The organism is Phenylobacterium sp. NIBR 498073 (assembly GCF_027286305.1).
Taxonomy (GTDB): Bacteria; Pseudomonadota; Alphaproteobacteria; order Caulobacterales; family Caulobacteraceae; genus Phenylobacterium.
Genome location: NZ_CP114599.1, coordinates 902,674 through 921,106, shown reverse-complemented (window position 1 = coordinate 921,106; position 18,433 = coordinate 902,674). Strand labels below are relative to the sequence as shown.

Here is an 18,433-nt window from a genome sequence, read left to right as displayed (position 1 = left end):
ATGGGTCCCCGTCTCGCTTCGCAAACCGGGACGACCGCTACGAGCTAAGCGCCGCCGGGTCGATGGCGTAGACCGTCGAGCAGTATTCGCAGGTCACCCGGATCTGGCCGTCGTCCTCGACCATGTCGGCCCGCTCGTCGTCGCCGAAGGACTTCAAGACGGTCTCGATGCGGTCCTGCGAGCAGCGGCAGAAGGCCTGCAGCGACTTGGGCTCGAAGACCCGCACGCCGTCCTCGTGGAACAGACGGAACAGCAGCGTCTCGGCCGAGATCGTCGGGTCGAGCAGTTCGTCTTCGCCGATGGTCTCGAAGAACGCCTGGGTGCGCACCCAGGCCTCGGTGGTCGAACCGCGGGCGTCGTCCTCGGCGATGTTCTGGATCAGCATGCCGCCAGCGCGCCATTGCGGCCCCTGGCCGACGTCGGCCTGGCCGACGGCCAGGCGCACGCGGGTCGGGGTTTGCTCCGACTGGGCGAAATACTGCTCGGCGCAGAGTGCCAGGGTCTCGCCCTCGATGGCGGTGACGCCCTGGTAGCGGTCCATGTCCGGGCCTTGGTCGACGGTCATGATGAACACGCCGCCGCCCAGCAGGCTCTTGGCGCCCGGTCGCGCGAAGCCGGTGCTGAGCTTGGCGACCTCGTCCGCGTCGAACCGGCAATAGCCGCGCAGAGCGCCGCTGGTGTCGTAGTCGACCACGACATAGCGCACCGGGCCGTCGCCCTGGGCCTGGACGATCAGCCGGCCGTCGAACTTCAGGCTGGAGCCGACCAGGGCGGCGAGCGCGCAGGCCTCGCCCAGCAAGTTGGCGACCGGTTCGGGATAGGCGTGGCCGGACAGGATCTCGTGCACCGCCGGGCCCAGGCGGACGAGGCGGCCGCGCACGGCCTCGCCCTCGATCTGGAAGGGGGCGACGATGTCGTCGGGGATGGCGTTCATGACGGTGTCGGACATGGTGGCGGCATATAGGGGGGCGAGGCCGAAGTTGCGAGCTTTAGCGCTCGCCTCCCCTTGTCGCGGTCAGATCGCCCCGAAGCACCAGGCGAGGATCGACTTCTGGGCGTGAATGCGGTTTTCCGCCTCGTCCCAGATCAACGACTGCGGGCCGTCGATGACGTCATCGGTGACTTCCTCGCCGCGGTGGGCCGGCAGGCAATGCAGGAAGACGCCGTCCTTGGCGGCCAGCGACATCAGATCGCCGTCGACCTGATAGGGCTCCAGGGCCTCCATGCGCTCGTCATGGTCGACGTCGCCCATCGAGACCCAGGTGTCGGTGATCACGCAGTCGGCGCCGCGCACGGCCTCGCGCGGGTCGTCGGTGGTGAATACCTGGCCCTGCAGGTCGGCGGCGCGGGCCAGGTCCATCAGGTCCGGGTGATACAGCGCCGGGCTGGCGATGTTCAGCTTGAAGCCGAGCTTGGGCGCGGCGTGGATGAAGCTGGAGCAGACGTTGTTGCCGTCGCCGACCCAGGCCAGGGTCTTGCCGGCCAGCGGGCCGCGATGCTCCTCGAAGGTCATCAGGTCGGCGATGATCTGGCAGGGATGACCCTTGTCGGACAGGCCGTTGATGACCGGCACGGTGGAGGCGTAGGCCAGCCGCTCGACGTCCTCGTGGCTGTTGGCGCGCAGCATGACGGCGTCGACCATGCGCGACAGCACCTTGGCGGTGTCCTCGATGGTCTCGCCGCGGCCGAGCTGCATGTCGTTGGCGGTCGAGATGATGACGTCGCCGCCCAGCTGGCGCATGGCCGCGTCGAACGAGAAGCGGGTGCGGGTGGAGTTCTTCTGAAAGATCATCGCCAGGGTCCGCTCGCGGGCCGGCGCGTCGCCGTCCACGCGGCCCTGAGGCCAGCCACGGCGGGCGGCCTTGCGCGCCTTGGCGTCGTCAAGGATGGCGCGCAGGTCGGAAGCTTCGATCTTCCAGAGGTCGACAAAGTGTCTGACGGGTTGGGTCATGGTGAGGTCCTAAACCCGCTCATCCCCGCAAAGGCGGGGACCCAAGCTGCAATGCCGATGCGATGCGCTTGGGAGTCGGCTTGGGTTCCCGCCTTCGCGGGAATGAGCGGCGGAATGGGGATCAGGCGGCGGCTTTGGCCTTGGCGCGGGCGGCTTCGCAGGCGCGTTCCAGCTTTTCGACCGCCTCGCGGGCCTCCTCGAGCGTGAGGGTCAGCGGCGGCAGCAGGCGCACGCAGTTGTCGCCGCCGCCGGCGATCAGCAGGTGCGCGTCGCGGGCGTGCTGCATGAACTCACGGTTGTTGGTGGCGAGCTTCAGGCCGATCAGCAGGCCCTTGCCGCGGATGTCTAGGACGACGTCCGGGTAGCGGTCCTTCAGGCCGTTGAACTGCTGGGTGAAGTAGCCGGCCAGTTCGCGGACGTGGTCCATCAGTTCGGGCTTGGCGAGCTCCTCCATCGAGGCGAGCGCCACGGCCATGGCCAGCGGGTTGCCGCCGTAGGTCGAGCCGTGCGAGCCGACGGTCATGCCGGCGCCCGCCGCCGCGCTGGTGACGCAGGCGCCGACCGGGAAGCCGCCGCCGAGGGCCTTGGCCAGGGCCACGATGTCCGGCTTCACGCCGGCCGCCCATTCCCAGGCGAACAGCTTGCCGGTGCGGCCGAGACCGCACTGGATCTCGTCGAGGATCAGCAGCGTGCCGGTCTCGTCGCAGAGCTGGCGCATCGCCTGGAGCTGCTGGTCGGTCAGAGCGCGGGCGCCGCCCTCGCCTTGCACCGGCTCGACGATGATCGCCGCGGTGGTCGGGCCGACGGCGGCCTTCAGGGCCTCCATGTCGCCAAACGGCAGCTGGACGAAGCCCGGCATGCGCGGACCGAAGCCTTCGAGATAGGCCGCGTTGCCCGAGGCGTTGACCGCCGCCAGGGTGCGGCCGTGGAACGAGCCGTCGAAGCCGATGATGTCGATCCGCTCGGGCTGGCCCTTGGCCCAGTGATACTTGCGCGCGGTCTTGATCGCACACTCGATCGCCTCGGCGCCGGAATTGGTGAAGAACACCTCGTCCAGGCCGGTGGCGTCGGTCAGCACCTTGGCCAGCTTTTCCTGACCCGGGATCTTGAAGACGTTGGAGACGTGCCAGAGCTTCTCGGCCTGGTCCTTCACCGCCTGCACCAGCTTGGGGTGCGAGTGGCCGAGCGCGTTCACCGCGATGCCGGCCATGCAGTCGAGATAGGCCTCTCCGTCCGTGGTGAACAGGCGCGCGCCCTCGCCTCGTTCGAACGCCAGCGGGGCGCGATTATAGACGCCCATGATGTGGTCGCTGGGAACGGTCGCGGCTTGTTGCGCGGTCTTTTCAGTCACGGGGATGCCCTCCGAAAACGTAAGCGTCCCCGCGGCATTGGCGGCGGGGACTGGAAGGCTTGGCGTTTTCCGCTGGGAACGACGGTCTGTCAATGACCGCTTCTGTGAAGCTTCATGGACCACTTGGCCGCAGGGGTCCATGTTTGGCCACGTTTATCCCCGAGGAGGCCCCGAATGAAGCCAATCTTTGCTCTCGCTCCGCTCGCCGCCCTGACCATCGCCGGATGCGCATCCATGGAACCCCCGCCCGCCGCCAAGGCCCAGGTCACCGGCTCGGTGCTCTATCGTGAACGGATCATGCTGCCGCCTACCGCGACCGTCACGGTGACGCTGGCCGACACCTCGATGATGGACGCCCCCGCCAAGGTGATCGACACCCAGGTCCTGACCGGCGGCTCGCCGCCCTACAAGTTCACGCTGAACTACGACCCCGCGAAGATCGACCCGCGCCACACCTATTCGGTGTCGGCCCGCATCGAGGTCGATGGCAAGCTGCGGTTCATCACCGACACCCACACCCCCGTGATCACCCGCGGCGCGCCGACCCACGTCGAGATGATCGCCGTGGGCGTGCCGCAGCGCTGAGACCGTCGGGGCCGGCTCAGGTCTTCAGCTTATAGCCGGTCTCGAACATCCAGAGGCACAGGCAGGCGAAGGCCAGCACCAGCCCCGCGGTCATGCCGACGCCAGCGATCAGCGAGCCTTCCGCATGGCCGATGAAGCCGTAGCGGAACCCGTCGATCAGATAGAAGAACGGGTTGTAGTGGCTGGCCGTGCGGAACGGCTCCGGCAGCCGGTCGACCAGATAGAAGGTCCCCGACAGGAAGGTCAGGGGCATGATGATGAAGTTGGTGACCACCGCCATGTGGTCGAACTTCTCGGCCCACAGCCCGGCCATGATGCCCAGCATGCCCAGGATCAGCGCCGCGCTGATCCCGAAATAGAGCACCGCCCAGACGTGGGTGATCGGCAGGGCGGCGAACGGCAGGATCGCCGCGAAGGTCACCGCCCCGACCACGACCCCGCGGGTCGCCGCGCCCAGCGCGAAAGCCAGCACCTGCTCGACCGGGGTGAGCGGCGGGGTCATGAAGTCGCCGACCAGCCCGTTGAACTTGGCCTGCAGCAGCGACGACGAGGAGTTGGCGAAGGCGTTGTTCAGGATCTGCATCATGATCAGGCCCGGGGCCACGAACACCGCGAACGGCGTGCCGTGGATCGGCGGGGCGGCGCCCCGCACGGCCACCACGAACACCATCATGTAGAGCAGCGCCGTCACCACCGGCGCGGCCAGGGTCTGCATGCCGACCTTCCAGAACCGGCGCACCTCGCGGGCGTAGAGGGTCCCGAACCCGGCCCAGTTGAACCCGTGGTAGTCGCGGGGCTGCGGCGGGATGACGGCGTCGGCGGCGGGCATGTCCTTCATGGCCCAGGATGTGCGCCCGCTTGGGCCGGATCGCAAGCACCCGTCACGGCGCCGCTTAAAACGCGAACCCTGTGGACAGAATCAATATCTAGTTTCTGTGGACGAAGCTGAGGGCGCCTATTGTGGCCATTAATGGATGGGTTACGATATCTAGTAGTTGAGGGCGGTCAGATTTCGGACTGCCACAAGATGTAGATCCCAGCCACCCGCGGGGGCGGCGCTGGGGGCGTACAACCGGGTGGAGCCAGACATGGGTTGGACTGACGAACGCGTCGAGAGTCTGAAGAAGCTCTGGCAGGACGGCCTCTCGGCCAGCCAGATCGCCAAACAATTGGGCGGGGTGACCCGCAACGCCGTCATCGGCAAGGTCCACCGCCTGGGCCTGTCGGGACGCGCCGCACCGTCGAAGCCGGCGCGCCCGGCCTTCAAGGCCCCGCGTCCGGCCCGTCCGGCCGCCGCCGCTCCGGCCGCGCCGCGCCGCATCGCCGAACCGGCCGCTGTCGCGGCCGCCGCGCCGACCCCGGCGCCGTCGCCGGTGCGCTATGTCGAGGAAGCCCCGGGCACGGCCACGGTGCTGACCCTGGGCGCCCACATGTGCAAGTGGCCGATCGGCGATCCGTCGAGCGACAGCTTCACCTTCTGCGGCCGCCGCCAGGACGAGGGCCCCTACTGCATGGAGCACGCCCGCGTCGCCTATCAGCCGGTGCAGACCAAGAAGCGCGGCGGCGCCAACGAACTGGCCCGCTCGCTGCGCCGCTACATCTAGTATCCGGGGGGATGGGTTCCGGGCGCGCCAATCGGCAGCTTCGCTGTCGGGCGCGCCCGAACTTCTTTTTGGCGTCGCACGCCGCTATGTCTGCCCTATGACCGACGTCGCGCCTGACACCGACAGCAACGCCAAGGCCTATTCGGTCTCCGAGCTCGCGTTCGCGCTGAAGCGCACGCTGGAGGACGCCTACGGGTTCGTGCGTCTGCGCGGCGAACTCTCCAAGGTCACCCATCATTCCAACGGCCACGTCTATCTGACCATCAAGGACGAGCGCGCCGCCATTGACGGCGTCGTCTGGAAGGGATCGGTCAAGAACCTCTCCATCCGCCCGCAACAGGGGATGGAGGTTGTGGTCACCGGCAAGATCACCACCTATCCGGCCGGCTCGCGCTACCAGATGGTCATCGAGACCATGGAGGCCGCCGGCGTCGGCGCGCTGCTGGCCCAACTCGAGCGCCTGAAGGCCAAGCTGCATGGCGAGGGCCTGTTCGACCAGGCCCGCAAGCAGCCGCTGCCGACCATGCCGGCTGTCGTCGGCGTCATCACCAGCCCGACCGGCGCGGTGATCCGCGACATCCTGCATCGCATCCGCGACCGCTGGCCCTGCCGGGTGATCGTCTGGCCGGTCGTCGTCCAGGGCGACGCAGCAGCCGGACAGGTCGCCAACGCCATCGCCCGCTTCAACGCCATGGCGCCCGACGGCCCCGTGCCGCGCCCGGACGTGCTGATCGTGGCGCGCGGCGGCGGCTCGGTCGAGGATCTCTGGGCCTTCAATGACGAGGCCCTGGCCCGCGCGGTGGCGGCCGGGAGCATCCCGCTGATTTCGGCCGTCGGGCACGAGACCGACACCACCCTGATCGACTTCGTGTCCGACCGCCGCGCCCCGACGCCGACCGCCGCCGCCGAGATGGCCACGCCGGTCTTAGCCGAGTTGAAGGCCTATATCGGCGACCTCTCGGCCCGCCTGCACCGCTGCGGCGGCCGTACGGTCGAGGACCGCCGCGGCCGGGTCGAGCACGCCGGCCGCGCGCTGGCCCGCGTCCCCGACCTGGTGGAGATGGCCGCCCAGCGCTTCAACCTAGCCTCCAGCCGGCTGGGCGCGGGACTGTCGCGCAACGTGGCGGCGCACCACACCGACCTGGTGCGGGTCTCCTCGCGGCTGTCGCCTAGCCTGCTGCAACGGCCCCAGCAGGTTCACGCCGACCGGCTGGCGCGGCTGGTGGTCCGCCTGAAGCCGGCGATGACCCGCGGCCTGGACCGCACCGCCGAGCGGCTCTCCAGCCTTTCGAAGCTCTACGCCTCGGTCGACCCGAGCGCGCCGCTGAAACGGGGCTTCGCCCGGGTGCACCGCGCCGACGGCTCGCTGGTGCGGGAAGGCGCCACCCTGACCAGCGGCGAAGGCGTGCGGCTGGTCTTCGCCGATCAGAGCCGCGAGGCGACCATCGACGGGACGCCGAGCGCCGCGCCGCCCGTGACCCCGACGCCGGCCGCGAAGCCCCCGCGCGCGCCCAAGCCGCCGCCCGTCCCCTCCAACCAGGGCGACCTGTTCTGACCGCATCGCAGCGGCGAAGTCAGGCCGCGCCCTGTTCTCGCCGCCTCCGGCGCGCTACATAGATCTCCATGAACGCTCACGACCGCGACCTCACCGGCTCCGACATCGCCTCGCTCCACTACGGCGACGGCGAATTCGTCGTGCTCAAGCCGGGACGCTACGTGATCTGCGCCGTCTCCAAGGTGAAGATCCCGGTGGAGGCCCTGCGCTACTGGAACCCAGCCCTCCAGGAAGCCTACGCCACGCCGGTCGAAGCGCTGGCGCGGTGGAAGGAACTGCATCCCTGACGGCGCGCTGAACCGCCGGACGGCGGTTCTCGGGCTGGCCTCCGCCGCACTCGCCGCCCCGACCCAGGCCGCTGACCTGGCGCTCAGCGGGCGCATGCAGCAGAGCGGCTTCGCCATCGGCCGCACCACGCCGCGCGCGAAGGTGTTCCTCGACGGCCAGATGGTCGCTCGCGCTTCCGACGGCGGGTTCTTCTATCTCGGCTTCGACCGCGACGCCGGCCCCCACGCACGGGTGCGCATCGACGCCCGCGGCGCGGATCTGACGCGCCAACTGCAGATCGACCGCGCCGAGTACGACGTCCAGCGCATCAAGGGCCTGCGGCGGGTCTATCAGGGCCAGGCCAGTCCCGAACTGGAGGCGCGCATCGCCGAGGAGAGCCGCCGCAAGGCCGCCGCCTTCGCCAGCGTCACCGATCGGGACGACTTCAGGACTGGCTTCTCAGCGCCGCTGCGCGACTTCCGCGTGACGGCGCGGTTCGGCGGCCAGAGGATCGTCGACGGACGGCCGCGCCCGCCGCACTACGGCATCGACCTGGCCGCCCCGACCGGCACGCCGGTGACCGCTCCCGCCGGCGGACTCGTGGTGCTGGCCGACCCGCGGATGCTGTACGAGGGCGGCATCGTCATGATCGACCACGGCCAGGGCGTGGTCTCGGCCTATCTTCACCTCAGCAGCGTCGACGTCGCCGGCGGCCAGAGCCTGGCGCGCGGCCAGCGCATCGGCGCAGTCGGGTCGACTGGCCGAGCCACCGGCCCGCACCTATGCTGGCGGCTGAAGTGGCGCGGGCGGCACATGAACCCGATGTTGATGGTCGGCGTGCCCGGACCTGCCTAGAGCAATTCCGATCCAATCGGATCGAACTTGCTCATGAATTTTTTGAATTTGGAGCATTTTCTTCGCCGCACCGGCGGCCACATCGGCGGAAAATGCTCTAGCGATTGCGCCGATAGGTCTCGTTGGGCCAGCGCTTGTGGGTCCAGAACCATTCGGCCGGACGCTCACGCACCCAGCCTTCGATCATGGCGTTGATCTTGCGCACCGCCGCGTCGATGTCTGCGGCGGTGTTGCCGGTATGCTCCAGCTGGATCGGCTCGTGCACCACCACCCGGAAGCGGGCCTTGCGCCCCCGCTGCACCGACATCGGCTGCAGCACGGTGTTGAAGCGCAGCGCCAGCCGCGACGGCCCCGGCGCGGTGTGGCAGGTGACGCCGAAGAACGGTGCAGCGACCCCGCCATTGAACTTCTGGTCGTTCATCAGCGCCACGGACTCGCCGCGTCCGAGCGCCGCCAGCAGTTCGCGCGCGCCGTCGCCGCCCTTCGGCGCGAAATAGCGGACCCCGTAGCGGAAGCGGTAGTCGCGCACCCGCTTTTCGACGTGCGGGTTGTTCATCGCCCGATAGGTGATCTGACACTTCACCGGCGAGTTGACGATCGCCGCGGGCATCACCTCGAAGTTCGCGAAGTGACCCGAAACGAACACCACCGGTTCCTGGTTGGCGGCGATCTCATCGAAACGCTGGCCATTCACGATCTCGACCCGGTCGGGCGCGCCGATGATCCGGTCCATGATCAGCAGTTCCAGGAAGGTGCGGCCGGTATTGTCCCACTGCGCCTTCAGCAGATCGGCGATCTCTGCGTCCGAGGCCTGCGGGAAGGCGATGCGCAGATTGGTCTCGGCCACCTTCTGGGCGCTGGTCAGCGGGCCGAGGGTCTTGAAGAACCAGGCGCCGAAATCTGACACCAGGTCGACTGGCAGCATCCGCGCGAAGGCGATCACCACGTCGAAGGCCAGGGCCTCCAACCGCCACAAAAGATCCTGCGCCACCGGGGGCTTAGCCTGCGTCATGCCCTCTAGTAGTCGCGTCGTTCCCTGTCGCGCAACGCGAACAGCGCTCGCTTGGCGCGCGACTTGCGAAATTGAACCCAGGTCGTCTCGCTTTGAGACGGGCGGCAAGCAGAAGGACTGGGGGCGATGGAACCCATGGGCAGCAACATCGACGTTCACCTGGGCAAAAGGCTGCGCCGGCGGCGGCGCCTGCTGGGCCTGACCCAACAACAGCTGGCGGGCGCCTGCGGCGTGCGGTTCCAGCAGATCCAGAAATACGAGTGCGGCGCCAACCGCATTTCGGCAGCCCGCCTGTGGCAGCTGTCGGAAGCGCTCGAAGTACCGGTCGGCTACTTTTACGACGGCCTGGCGGACGCCGCACAGCGCGAGCAGGCGCTGGGCGAAGGTCCGGGCGAGGCCGGCGGCGAAGTCCTGGGCAGCAAGGAAACCCTCGACCTTATCCGCGCCTACTACCAACTCGGCGAACGTCCGCGCCGCCGGCTGCTCGATCTCGCCAAGTCGCTGAACGGCGAACACGAAGCGGCCTGACGCCCGACTGCTTGCGCCCGACCTGGCGATCTCCGGCAGGGGATATCGCGGAGGCCGGCGGCGGGGTAAAGCGGTCGCCATGCCCGCCCTTGCCGCCGGCCGTCTGGCCGAACTCGACGCCTTCCTTCTCGAACTCAACGCCGCCGCGGCGCGCGTGACCCTGCCTTACTTCCGGTCCGACCACGGGCTGGAGGACAAGGGCGGCATGCGCGGCTTCGACCCCGTCACCGCCGCCGACAAGGGCGCGGAGGCCGCGATCCGCGAGCTGATCGCCGCCCGCTTTCCGGAACATGGCGTCATAGGCGAGGAGTACGGCGAAGACCGTCCCGATGCTGAATTCGTGTGGGTGCTCGATCCCGTGGACGGCACGCGCGCCTTCGTCGCCGGACTGCCGCTCTGGACGACGCTGATCGGCCTACGCCACCAGGGCCGCCCGGTCCTCGGCTCCATCGGCCAGCCGTATCTGGACGAGGTCTTTATCGGCCATGCGGGCGGATCGCGCCTGCTGGCCCGTGGGGAGGTCACCCCCCTGAAGGTCCGCGCCTGTCCCAAGCTGACCGACGCGACCATCGCCACCACCGATCCCGAGACCTGTTTCGACGGCGCCGAACTGGGCGCCTGGACCCAGGTGCGCGCGGCCGCGCGGCTGGCGCGGTTGGGCTGCGACGCCTATGCCTACGCCATGGTCGCCATGGGCAAGGTGGACATGGTGATCGAGGCGGGGCTGAAGTCCTGGGATATCGAATCCGCCATCCCTCTGATCGAAGGGGCGGGCGGCCTGGTCACCAACTGGCGTGGCCAGCCGGTGGGGCCGAACGGCGGGCAGATCGCCATCGCCGGCGACCGGGCCTGCCTCGACGAGGCCCTGGTCGCCCTGCGCCGCTCGGCGAAATAGCTACTTCTTCGCGGCCGGAGCCTTCTTGGCCGCCGGCTTAGCGACCGCCTTCGGAGCCGTGGTCTTCGGAGCTGCGGCCCTGGTCCCCGGGGCCTTCGCAGCGGCGGGCTTCGCCGCCGCCTTGGGAGCGGCCTTGGCGGCAGGCTTGGCCTTCGGCGCGGCCTCGGCCTTCGGCTTCACCGCCTTCGGCGCAGCAGCCGCCTTGGGCGCAGCGGCCTTCGCAGCCGGCTTGGCGGCCGCCTTCGCCGCGGGTTTAGCGGCCGGGGCCGCCCTGGGTTTCGCAGCGGCCGCCGACTTGGCGGCGGGCTTGGCTTCGGCCTTCGGCTTCGGCGCCGCCTTGGGCTCGGCAGGCGCCTTCGGCGCAGCCGGCTTGACCTCTACGACGGCGGCCGGAGCGGCCGGCGCGGGTTCAGCGGCCTTGGACGCAGGCGCCGGCGCGGGCTTGACCTCGGCGACCGGAGCCGGGGCGGGCGCGGGCGCGGAAGCCGGCGCTGCGGCGGTCATGGGCGTCGGCTCCAGAGGCTTGGGCGCCGCCGGCGCGGGGGCCGAGCGGCCCAGCAAGGCGTCCAACGCACGCAGGAAGATGTTCCGCATTGTGTCCGTCTCCATGAGAATTTCGTGGAACGCGCCGGCGACATTGACGAACTCGCCCGCGGGCAGGTTCCTCGCGGCCACACGCTGGGCGGTGTTGTCGACGAGTCGATCCTGTTCGGCCGACACGATGACGACCGGAATCGTCACGCTTTTCAAGGTCTCGGGCCGCGACAGGTAGGCGGTGGCCTTCAGCGCGAAGTCGATCCAGCCCCAGGTGGGCCCGCCCAGGTCCAGCTTGGGTTCGGCCCGCACCTGCGCCTTGGCCCGCTCGTAGCGGGCGCGGTCGTGGGTCAGGACGTTGGTTTCGAAGGTCTCGGCCGGACCGGCCGGACGCGCATAGGCCCCGCCCCGCCCGAGCAGGACATTGAGACCGGCCATCAGCCGCGCCGCCGTCGGCGGCGTCTTGCCCAATTGCAGCTCCAGCATCGGCGCGCAGAGGATGGCGCCCTGGAACCGCGCCGCCTCGCCCTTGGCCAGCGCCAGCAGCGTCAGGCAGCCGCCCATCGAATGGCCGATGGCGAACCACGGTTGCGGCAGCCGGCTCTCATAGGCGGCGAGCAGCGCGTGGTAGTCGGCCAGGAACGCGTCATAGCCGCGGGCGTGGCCGGCCAGCCGGTCGGGAAGCTCGCGATGCGACAGGCCCTGGCCGCGCCAGTCGTGGGCCAGGACGACATAGCCGCGGCCGGTGAGGTCCTCGATGACCTCGAAATACTTCTCGATCGGCTCGGTGCGTCCGCCGCTGAGCACGATGGAGCCGCGGACCGCGCCGCGGGCTGGGAACAGCGCCGCCCGAAGCCGGGCCTTGCCCGCGCCCTCGAACCAGGCCGCCTCGGCGCCGGCCGGAACCGGCGCGCTTGGAATGGAAATCAAAGGCGCCGGCGACATGCTCATCCCAGTTTGGCGAACAAGGCCTGCATCTGCGGCTGCAGCGACATGGCCAGGCCCATGTCCGACACCTTGAGCCGGCCGGTGATGACCGCGGTCATCGGGTTGAGCTCGCCCGCACCCAGCGCCTTGAGGTCTTTGCGGCTGATCGAAACCGTCAGGTCGGCGGGCTTGTCCTCGTTGGTCACCGAGGCGCCGTCGATATGGATGAAGCCTTCGCCGCGCAGGTCGACCTTGAACGTCCTGCCCAGGCCGGCGTCCTCGCCCACTGCCGCCGCCACGCGCCGGGTCAGTTCCTCAAGTGTCGTCGTCATACGCACCGCCTCACATCGTCGTGAGCGGCAGCTTCGCCTCAAGCGCGAGCCAAGTAAACGGCTCAGCCAGGGTTTGAGCGGCGATTTCGTCGCAGGCTTGGTTAAGAGGCGGGCGGCGCCGCCGGGCAGGTCTCGCTTATCCGCTTGGCGGTGGTGATGGCGTTGGCGCTGAGCGGCACCCCGGCATAGGTGGTGCTGATCTTGGCGTTCATGGTGAAGGTGGTCGGCGAGTAGGTGCCGGTCGCCTCGAGCGCGGCCTTGCTGCCGTTCTTGGTGGCGCAGGCGCCCTTCAGGCGGATCTTGCCATCCTTGAACACCCGGGTCGGGTAGTCGCATTTGTAGTGGCGATTGGACGGCCCCATCACGAACTTCGAGACCTCGGCCGGCGTGATGCAGCGCTTCTCGGTCTTGGTCTGGCTGACGATCGCCGAGACCTTGTTCGTCACGTCCCAGTAGCCCGGCAGGATCGTCTGTTCCTGGGCGGCGGCGGGCGCTGCCAGCAGCAGGACGGCGGGGATCAGGGCGAGCGGGGCGTTTCGGAGCATTTCTGGCCTTTAGCGCATCGAGTTCAGGCCAGGCTAGCGGCTTGCAGGTGACTGCATGCTGACAGAACCGGGCGCAGGCCCGTTCATCTTGGGATGACAGCGCGCCGGATCAAGCGCATGTTGCGAACAACTCTCAACAAGAACGGGGAGAACGCCTATGAAGACCCTCGATCTCACCGGCCTCGACGAGCTCTATCGCCAGCCGGGCAAGCTGGTGCTCGACAAGGTGTTGGACCATGTCGAGAAGCACGGCCGCGCCTTCATCGGTTTCTCGCCGTTCTGCGTGGTCAGTTCGGCCGGGCCGGACGGCGCCATCGACGTCTCGCCCCGCGGCGGCGAGCCGGGCTTCGTGCATGTCAGCGAGGACGGGCGGACGCTCTACCTGCCCGACCGCCCCGGCAACAACCGGCTCGACACCATCCGCAACCTGCTGTCGGGCCCTGGCCGCATCGGCCTCATGTTCATGATCCCGGGCTTCGACGACGTGCTGCGGGTCAACGGCCGCGCCAGCGCCACCGCCGATCCCGACCTGCTCGCCAAGTTCGTCGAATTCGGCAAGACGCCGCGCCTGGTGCTGATGATCGCAGTCGAGGAGGTCTTCCTGCACTGTCCGAAGGCGATCATGCGCGCCCGGCTGTGGGAGGCCGACGCCCAGGTCGAACGCAGCGCCCTGCCCTCAGGCGCGGAGATGATCTTTGAGCAGCTGGAGATGGGAAAGGTCCCGGTCCCCAACGAGCAGATCATCGCCAGCTACAAGGAACAGCTCTAGCTGGCGGGTTTCACCAGCCGCAGGGTCATGCGGTCGCTCTCGCCGATCGCGTCGTAGGGCGCCCGGTCGAAGTTGGGGTCGGCCGGTTCGCCGCGCGGCGCGCTGAGCCGCACGGGCGGCAGGGTCCAGACCCCGAACGGGTGGTCGCGGTCGTCGGCCGGGTTGGCGTTGATCTCGCTGGTCTTGTCGAGGACGAAGCCGGCCTCCTGGGCCAGGCGCACGGCGTAGGCTTCCTGGACATAGCCGTTGGCGGCGAGGACGTCCTGCACCCCGCCGGGCGGGGCGCGATGCTCCTCGATCCCCAGCACGCCGCCGGGCTTGAGGGCGGCGAAGGCGTCGCGGAACGCCTTCTCGGCGATGCCGGCCGCCATCCAGTTGTGCAGGTTGCGCAGGAACAGCACCAGGTCGGCGCTGGCGGCCGGAGCCACCGGGCCGCTGGTCGGGCCGAAGGCGGTGATCTCGACCTCGCCATAGATCTTCGGCTTGGCCTTCAGACGCGCGCGGTAGGCTTCGACGATCTCCGTCGAGGCCGGGTCGGTCGGCTCTAGGTCGGCGGCGATCAGCTTGCCCTTGTTGGCCGCCAGATACGGCGCGAGGATGTCGGTGTACCAGCCGGCGCCGGGCCAGAACTCGACCACCGTCTGGCCCGGCTTCAGGCCCCAGAACTCAAGGGTCTCGACGGGATGGCGCCAGGCGTCGCGCGCCTTGTCGGCGGCCGGGCGCCAGTCGCCGGCGACCGCATCCTGCAGCGTCATGTTGCGTGCGGCTTTGGTCGGCGGGGGCTCGGCCTCCCCCTTCTTGCCGCACGCGGCCAGCGCCAGGGCGCCGATCAGAGCGCCCCGCCGCGAGAAGGAAGCCGCCGAACCTGCAAGAATACGCCGCATGTAAATTCCAAACCCGCCATCGTCCCGAGCGGCTTACCTGACCCGGGACGATGGTCAAAGCGTGGCCCTACTGTTTGACGAACCGCAGGGTCATCCGGTCGCTTTCGCCGATGGCGTCGTACTTGGCGCGGTCGAAGCTCGGATCGGGCTTGTCGGCAGCCGGCGAGCGGCGAACCGGCGGCAGGGTCCAGACCCCGAACGGGTGGTCCTTGGTGTCCTTGGCGTTGGCGTTGATCTCGGACTTGGCGGCCAGCTTGAAGCCGGCCTTCTCGGCTGTGGCGATCACGAAGTCGGTCGCGACATAGCCGTCGGAAGCGCCCGGAACCTGGGCGCGGGTGGGATCGGAGCGATGCTCCTCGACCGCCAGCACGCCGCCGGGCTTCAGCACGTCGTGGAAGTCCTTGAACACCTTGTCCAGCATGCCCGGCTGGCCCATCCAGTTGTGCACATTGCGGGCGGTGATCACCACGTCGGCAGAACCCGGCGCGCCGAGCGGACCCGAGACCGGGCCGAAGCCGACATAGGTGATCGGGCCGAACTTGGCCTGGTCGGCGTACTTGGCCTCGAAGTCGGCCCGGCCCTTGCGGGCGCCGTCCGACAGCTTGGGATTGGCCAGATCGGCGACGCCGGCGACATAGGTACCGCCGGTGGCCTTGGCGTAGGGGGCCAGGATCTCGGTCCAATAGCCCGAGCCGGGTGAGATTTCGATGACCGTCGCCTTGGGCTTCACGCCCCAGAATTCGAGGCTTTCATAGGGATGGCGCGCGGCGTCGCGGGCGACATGGTCGGCGCTGCGCTGCGGGCCGGCGATGGCGGCCTTCAGGGCCGCGCCTTCGGCCGACGCGATCGCCGGCTGGGCGATGACGGCTATCGCCGCGGCGGTGGCGAGCGCGAACATACGGGGGGACATCTGCATCGTGCCTTCTGGTTGTTTTCCTGGACGCGGCGCAGCCTAGAGGGGCCCGCGCCGCTGACAACCCGGCTTGCACGCTCGCGGGCCTGGCCATGCACGATTGTTGCCCGGCGCAGGTCTTGAACAGGACAAATCGCCTCCCACCTAGACATTCGAAGGCGCTGGTCATCTGGGCCTTCCGGACACAGGGCGAGGCCGATTGCGGCTCGTGTGCAGTCCGAACCACGCAACCTTGCTTAAGCCAAGAAGGTACCAACTCATGCGTACGATCGACTTCTCCCCGCTCTACCGCTCTGTCGTGGGCTTCGACCGCCTGGCCTCGCTGCTGGAGACCGCCAGCGCCGACGCCGCCGCGGGCTATCCGCCCTACAACATCGAGCGCACCGACGAGAACGCCTATCGCGTCGAGATCGCGGTCGCCGGCTTCCGTCCGGATGAACTGAACATCGAGGTCAAGGAGAACCTCCTGACCGTCCAGGGCCGCAAGGCTGCCAACGACGACCAGCGTCGGTTCCTCCACCGCGGCCTAGCCGAGCGCAACTTCGAGCGCCGGTTCCAGCTTGCCGACTACGTGGTGGTCACCGAGGCCAAGCTCGCAGACGGCCTGCTGTCCATCTCGCTGAAGCGTGAGCTCCCCGAGGCCCTGAAACCCCGCACGATCGCGATTTCGACCGCGACCGAAGCCAACCTGATCGAAGGCGAGAAGGCCGCCTAGCCTCCCCCCCGAGGCGGCTTCCAGCCCTCCGGGGCGGCGCAGCGACCTGCGCCGCCCCACTCCCCTCCCAGACTTTGCAGGGCGGCTCCGCAAGGCGCCGCCCTTTCTTTTGGCCTCAGAACGCGCCGTGCCGTCCCTGGCCGGAAGTGAAGCGGGTCGCGCCGTCGCGCGCCTCGCCGCTGGCCAGGGTGGCGCGGCCCAGCTCGACCTCGAAGCGGGTGGCGCTGTCCCAGTCCATCGACCATTGGGCGATCGCCGAGGCCCGATCGTTGCGCAGGCAGGACTGCGGGAAGGCGCTGATCTGCGCGGCCAGCTCCAGCGCCGCCTCGAGCGCCCCGCCGCTGGGGGCCAGGCGGTTGGCGAGGCCGATCTCGAACGCCTCGCGCGCGCCGACCGGACGCCCGGTCAGGATCAGGTCCATGGCGCGCGAATGGCCGATCAGCCGCGGCAGCCGCACAGTGCCCAGATCGATCAGCGGCACGCCGAACCGGCGGCAGAACACCCCGAACACGGCGTCCTCGGCCGCGACGCGCAGGTCGCACCAGGCCGCCACCTCAAGCCCGCCGGCGACGGCGTGGCCTTCGACGGCGGCGATAACCGGCTTGGAAAGGGCCAGGCGCGTGCAGCCCATCGGCCCCAGGTCGCCGTCGCGGTGGACCGGATTGCCGCGCCCTTCGCTGACGCCCTTGAGATCGGCGCCGGCGCAGAAGGCCCCGCCGCGGCCCTGCAGCACCGCGACATCCAGCGCCTCATCGGCGTCGAAGGCCCTGAAGGCGTCGTAGAGCGCCTGGGCGGTGGCGCCGTCGACGGCGTTGCGGCGCTCGGGCCGCTCGATGGTGACGACCGCTGTGCGGCCGCGGACTTCGACACTGACGGTTTGCATGCGGCGCTCTCCCTGGCTGAAGCCGAGGATAGCCTCTTGCCCGGGCGTCAGCCCAAGCCGCGTCAGATCACGTCTTCGAGCCCCCGCGCGCCCCACTTCTGGGCGTTTGTCAGGTTGGCGTTGCGCACCATGGCGCTGGTGAAGTTCGCGCGACTGAGGTCGGCGTCCACGAAGATCGCGTGGCGGCAGTCGGCGCGCGCCAGGTCGGCGTTCTTGAGCGTCGCCCCGGTCAGGTTGCTCGGCAGGGTGCGGTCCGCCCCCAGCAGGAGCGGGCCCATCTGGGCGTCGCGCAGGTCGGCGCCCGACAACTTGGCCCCGATCAGGCGCGCGCCGCGCAGGTCGGCGCGCCGCAGGTTGCAGTTGCGCAGGTCCGCGCCGTCGAGCTGCGCGCCCTGCAGCTGCACGCCCTCCATGTCGAGGCCGTAGAACACCGCGCCCTTGGCCGACAGGGCGGTCAGGTTGAAGCCGCGGATGGTCTCCAGCGCCCGAAGGTCGGCGTTGTCGAAGACGCTGGGCGTGCCTTCGGCCCCGCCGGTCTCGCACCACTTGGCATGGTCGCGGATCATCGTCTTGTAGGGCAGGTCCTGCACCGACTTGCCGACCGGATCGTCGGTCAGCACGCCGCGCATGTCGGCCTGGCTGACGTTCCAGGCGAAGGTCTTGGCGCCGACCAGGATGACGTCGCGCAGGTCCGCGCCGGCCAGGTCCGCTCCCGACAGGTCCGCGCCGGCCATATTGGCGCCCGACATGTTCGCCTGCTTCAGGTTGGCCCGGACCAGCTTGGCGTCCTTGAGGATCGCGTCGCTGAAGTCGGCCTTGATCGCCATCACGCCCGACAGCCGCGAGCGTTCGAGGTTGGCCCCGGCCAGGATCGCGCCCGACGCTTCGCCCACGCGGTTGATGTGTTCGAGCACCCGCAGGCCCTTGTCGCGGTCGCCGACGGCGATCGAGCCTTCGCGCAGGTCGGCCTCGAACATGTCGGCGCCGGTCAGGTTGGCCCCGCGCAGGCAGGCGCCGCGCAAGTCGGCCCGACGCAGCGAGGCGTCGGTCAGGTTGGCGTTCTGCAGGTCGGCGCCGAACAGGTTGGCATGGTCCAGCCGGACACCCTGCATCTGGCAGTCGGCGAGCACGGCGCCGGTCAGGTCGGCGTCACAGAGGTTCTTGCCGCGCAGGTCGAGCCCCGAGAGATCCTTCCACGCGAACACGGCGCGGGCGCCGCCCGGCTTCGAGGTCCAAAGGCGGTCGTGCTTGGCGCAGACGGCGTCGAGCTCATGCTGATCGAGCCTGCGCAACTCCTGGGCTGGAGCGCTCTGGGCGGACATCGGAAA

The 18,433-nt window shown here is 69.3% G+C and carries 21 protein-coding genes; 9 read left to right on the top strand and 12 right to left on the bottom strand.

The annotated features are described in order from the left end of the window. Positions 1–37 precede the first annotated feature (37 nt). The 3 genes from O4N75_RS04690 to O4N75_RS04680 all read right to left on the bottom strand — a co-directional run bounded on the left by O4N75_RS04690 (position 38) and on the right by O4N75_RS04680 (position 3,251). Positions 38–949: an Hsp33 family molecular chaperone gene (locus tag O4N75_RS04690; protein ID WP_269628200.1), complete on the bottom strand. Its 912-nt coding sequence runs from the start codon at positions 947–949 to the stop codon at positions 38–40. 66 nt (positions 950–1,015) lie between these two features. Further along, the gene (gene argF / locus O4N75_RS04685; protein WP_269628198.1) at positions 1,016–1,951 is read right to left on the bottom strand and encodes an ornithine carbamoyltransferase; all 936 of its coding nucleotides are present in this window, start codon (positions 1,949–1,951) and stop codon (positions 1,016–1,018) included. 121 nt (positions 1,952–2,072) lie between these two features. After that, positions 2,073–3,251: an aspartate aminotransferase family protein gene (locus O4N75_RS04680; protein ID WP_267232739.1), complete on the bottom strand. Its 1,179-nt coding sequence runs from the start codon at positions 3,249–3,251 to the stop codon at positions 2,073–2,075. 225 nt (positions 3,252–3,476) lie between these two features. Here O4N75_RS04680 and O4N75_RS04675 point away from each other — a divergent pair, with 225 nt between their 5' ends. Beyond that, positions 3,477–3,887 (top strand): YbaY family lipoprotein, encoded by a 411-nt coding sequence (locus O4N75_RS04675; RefSeq protein WP_269628197.1) that lies wholly within the window; start codon positions 3,477–3,479, stop codon positions 3,885–3,887. Between the two features lie 16 nt (positions 3,888–3,903). Here O4N75_RS04675 and O4N75_RS04670 read toward each other — a convergent pair whose 3' ends face one another. After that, the gene (locus tag O4N75_RS04670) at positions 3,904–4,725 is read right to left on the bottom strand and encodes an ABC transporter permease (protein WP_269628196.1); all 822 of its coding nucleotides are present in this window, start codon (positions 4,723–4,725) and stop codon (positions 3,904–3,906) included. 250 nt (positions 4,726–4,975) lie between these two features. On the opposite strand from O4N75_RS04670, the gene O4N75_RS04665 reads away from it, so the two are divergent. The 4 genes from O4N75_RS04665 to O4N75_RS04650 all read left to right on the top strand — a co-directional run bounded on the left by O4N75_RS04665 (position 4,976) and on the right by O4N75_RS04650 (position 8,168). Continuing rightward, on the top strand, positions 4,976–5,491 hold the full coding sequence (locus O4N75_RS04665) for a GcrA family cell cycle regulator (protein WP_269628195.1): 516 nt from the start codon (positions 4,976–4,978) through the stop codon (positions 5,489–5,491). Positions 5,492–5,588: 97 nt separating this feature from the next. After that, a complete protein-coding gene (gene xseA, locus O4N75_RS04660) occupies positions 5,589–7,046 on the top strand; it encodes an exodeoxyribonuclease VII large subunit (RefSeq protein ID WP_269628194.1) in 1,458 nt (485 codons plus the stop codon). Positions 7,047–7,114: 68 nt separating this feature from the next. After that, complete coding sequence (locus O4N75_RS04655; RefSeq protein WP_183771867.1) at positions 7,115–7,333, top strand: DUF2093 domain-containing protein; 219 nt, start codon at positions 7,115–7,117, stop codon at positions 7,331–7,333. A 94-nt stretch (positions 7,334–7,427) separates the two neighbouring features. Then, positions 7,428–8,168, top strand: a complete 741-nt coding sequence (locus O4N75_RS04650) for a M23 family metallopeptidase (protein WP_269628193.1) — start codon at positions 7,428–7,430, stop codon at positions 8,166–8,168. A 97-nt stretch (positions 8,169–8,265) separates the two neighbouring features. Here the strand turns inward: O4N75_RS04650 and O4N75_RS04645 are convergent, their stop codons facing one another. Then, entirely contained in the window at positions 8,266–9,180 is a 915-nt protein-coding gene (locus O4N75_RS04645; RefSeq protein WP_269628192.1) for a lysophospholipid acyltransferase family protein, read from the bottom strand. Positions 9,181–9,306: 126 nt separating this feature from the next. Between O4N75_RS04645 and O4N75_RS04640 the strand changes: the two genes are divergently transcribed. Continuing rightward, positions 9,307–9,708, top strand: a complete 402-nt coding sequence (locus tag O4N75_RS04640) for a helix-turn-helix transcriptional regulator (protein WP_056016904.1) — start codon at positions 9,307–9,309, stop codon at positions 9,706–9,708. A gap of 79 nt (positions 9,709–9,787) precedes the next feature. After that, entirely contained in the window at positions 9,788–10,603 is an 816-nt protein-coding gene (gene hisN / locus O4N75_RS04635; protein WP_269628190.1) for a histidinol-phosphatase, read from the top strand. On the opposite strand, the gene O4N75_RS04630 is transcribed toward hisN, so the two are convergent. The 3 genes from O4N75_RS04630 to O4N75_RS04620 form a co-directional block, all read right to left on the bottom strand. Then, positions 10,604–12,082 carry an alpha/beta hydrolase gene (locus O4N75_RS04630; RefSeq protein ID WP_269628189.1) on the bottom strand — a complete coding sequence of 493 codons (1,479 nt, stop codon included), beginning with the start codon at positions 12,080–12,082 and terminating at the stop codon, positions 10,604–10,606. It abuts the gene before it with no gap. Between the two features lie 2 nt (positions 12,083–12,084). After that, the gene (locus O4N75_RS04625; RefSeq protein WP_269628188.1) at positions 12,085–12,396 is read right to left on the bottom strand and encodes an SCP2 sterol-binding domain-containing protein; all 312 of its coding nucleotides are present in this window, start codon (positions 12,394–12,396) and stop codon (positions 12,085–12,087) included. Positions 12,397–12,497: 101 nt separating this feature from the next. Beyond that, positions 12,498–12,941, bottom strand: a complete 444-nt coding sequence (locus tag O4N75_RS04620; RefSeq protein WP_269628187.1) for a DUF3617 family protein — start codon at positions 12,939–12,941, stop codon at positions 12,498–12,500. A gap of 157 nt (positions 12,942–13,098) precedes the next feature. Between O4N75_RS04620 and O4N75_RS04615 the strand changes: the two genes are divergently transcribed. Continuing rightward, positions 13,099–13,710, top strand: coding sequence for an MSMEG_1061 family FMN-dependent PPOX-type flavoprotein (locus tag O4N75_RS04615; RefSeq protein WP_269628186.1), 612 nt, complete (start codon positions 13,099–13,101; stop codon positions 13,708–13,710). Here O4N75_RS04615 and O4N75_RS04610 read toward each other — a convergent pair. Both O4N75_RS04610 and O4N75_RS04605 read right to left on the bottom strand, forming a co-directional pair. Next, positions 13,707–14,594: a methyltransferase gene (locus O4N75_RS04610; protein WP_269628185.1), complete on the bottom strand. Its 888-nt coding sequence runs from the start codon at positions 14,592–14,594 to the stop codon at positions 13,707–13,709. The two genes, O4N75_RS04615 and O4N75_RS04610, sit on opposite strands and share 4 nt — an antisense overlap. Positions 14,595–14,661: 67 nt before the next feature. After that, positions 14,662–15,504: a methyltransferase gene (locus O4N75_RS04605; RefSeq protein ID WP_269628184.1), complete on the bottom strand. Its 843-nt coding sequence runs from the start codon at positions 15,502–15,504 to the stop codon at positions 14,662–14,664. Positions 15,505–15,766: 262 nt separating this feature from the next. Between O4N75_RS04605 and O4N75_RS04600 the strand changes: the two genes are divergently transcribed. Beyond that, positions 15,767–16,222, top strand: a complete 456-nt coding sequence (locus tag O4N75_RS04600; RefSeq protein WP_267234294.1) for an Hsp20 family protein — start codon at positions 15,767–15,769, stop codon at positions 16,220–16,222. A gap of 115 nt (positions 16,223–16,337) precedes the next feature. Here the strand turns inward: O4N75_RS04600 and O4N75_RS04595 are convergent, their stop codons facing one another. Beyond that, positions 16,338–17,105, bottom strand: coding sequence for a crotonase/enoyl-CoA hydratase family protein (locus O4N75_RS04595; RefSeq protein WP_269628183.1), 768 nt, complete (start codon positions 17,103–17,105; stop codon positions 16,338–16,340). 62 nt (positions 17,106–17,167) lie between these two features. Then, positions 17,168–18,427: a pentapeptide repeat-containing protein gene (locus O4N75_RS04590; protein ID WP_269628182.1), complete on the bottom strand. Its 1,260-nt coding sequence runs from the start codon at positions 18,425–18,427 to the stop codon at positions 17,168–17,170. Positions 18,428–18,433: the final 6 nt, after the last annotated feature.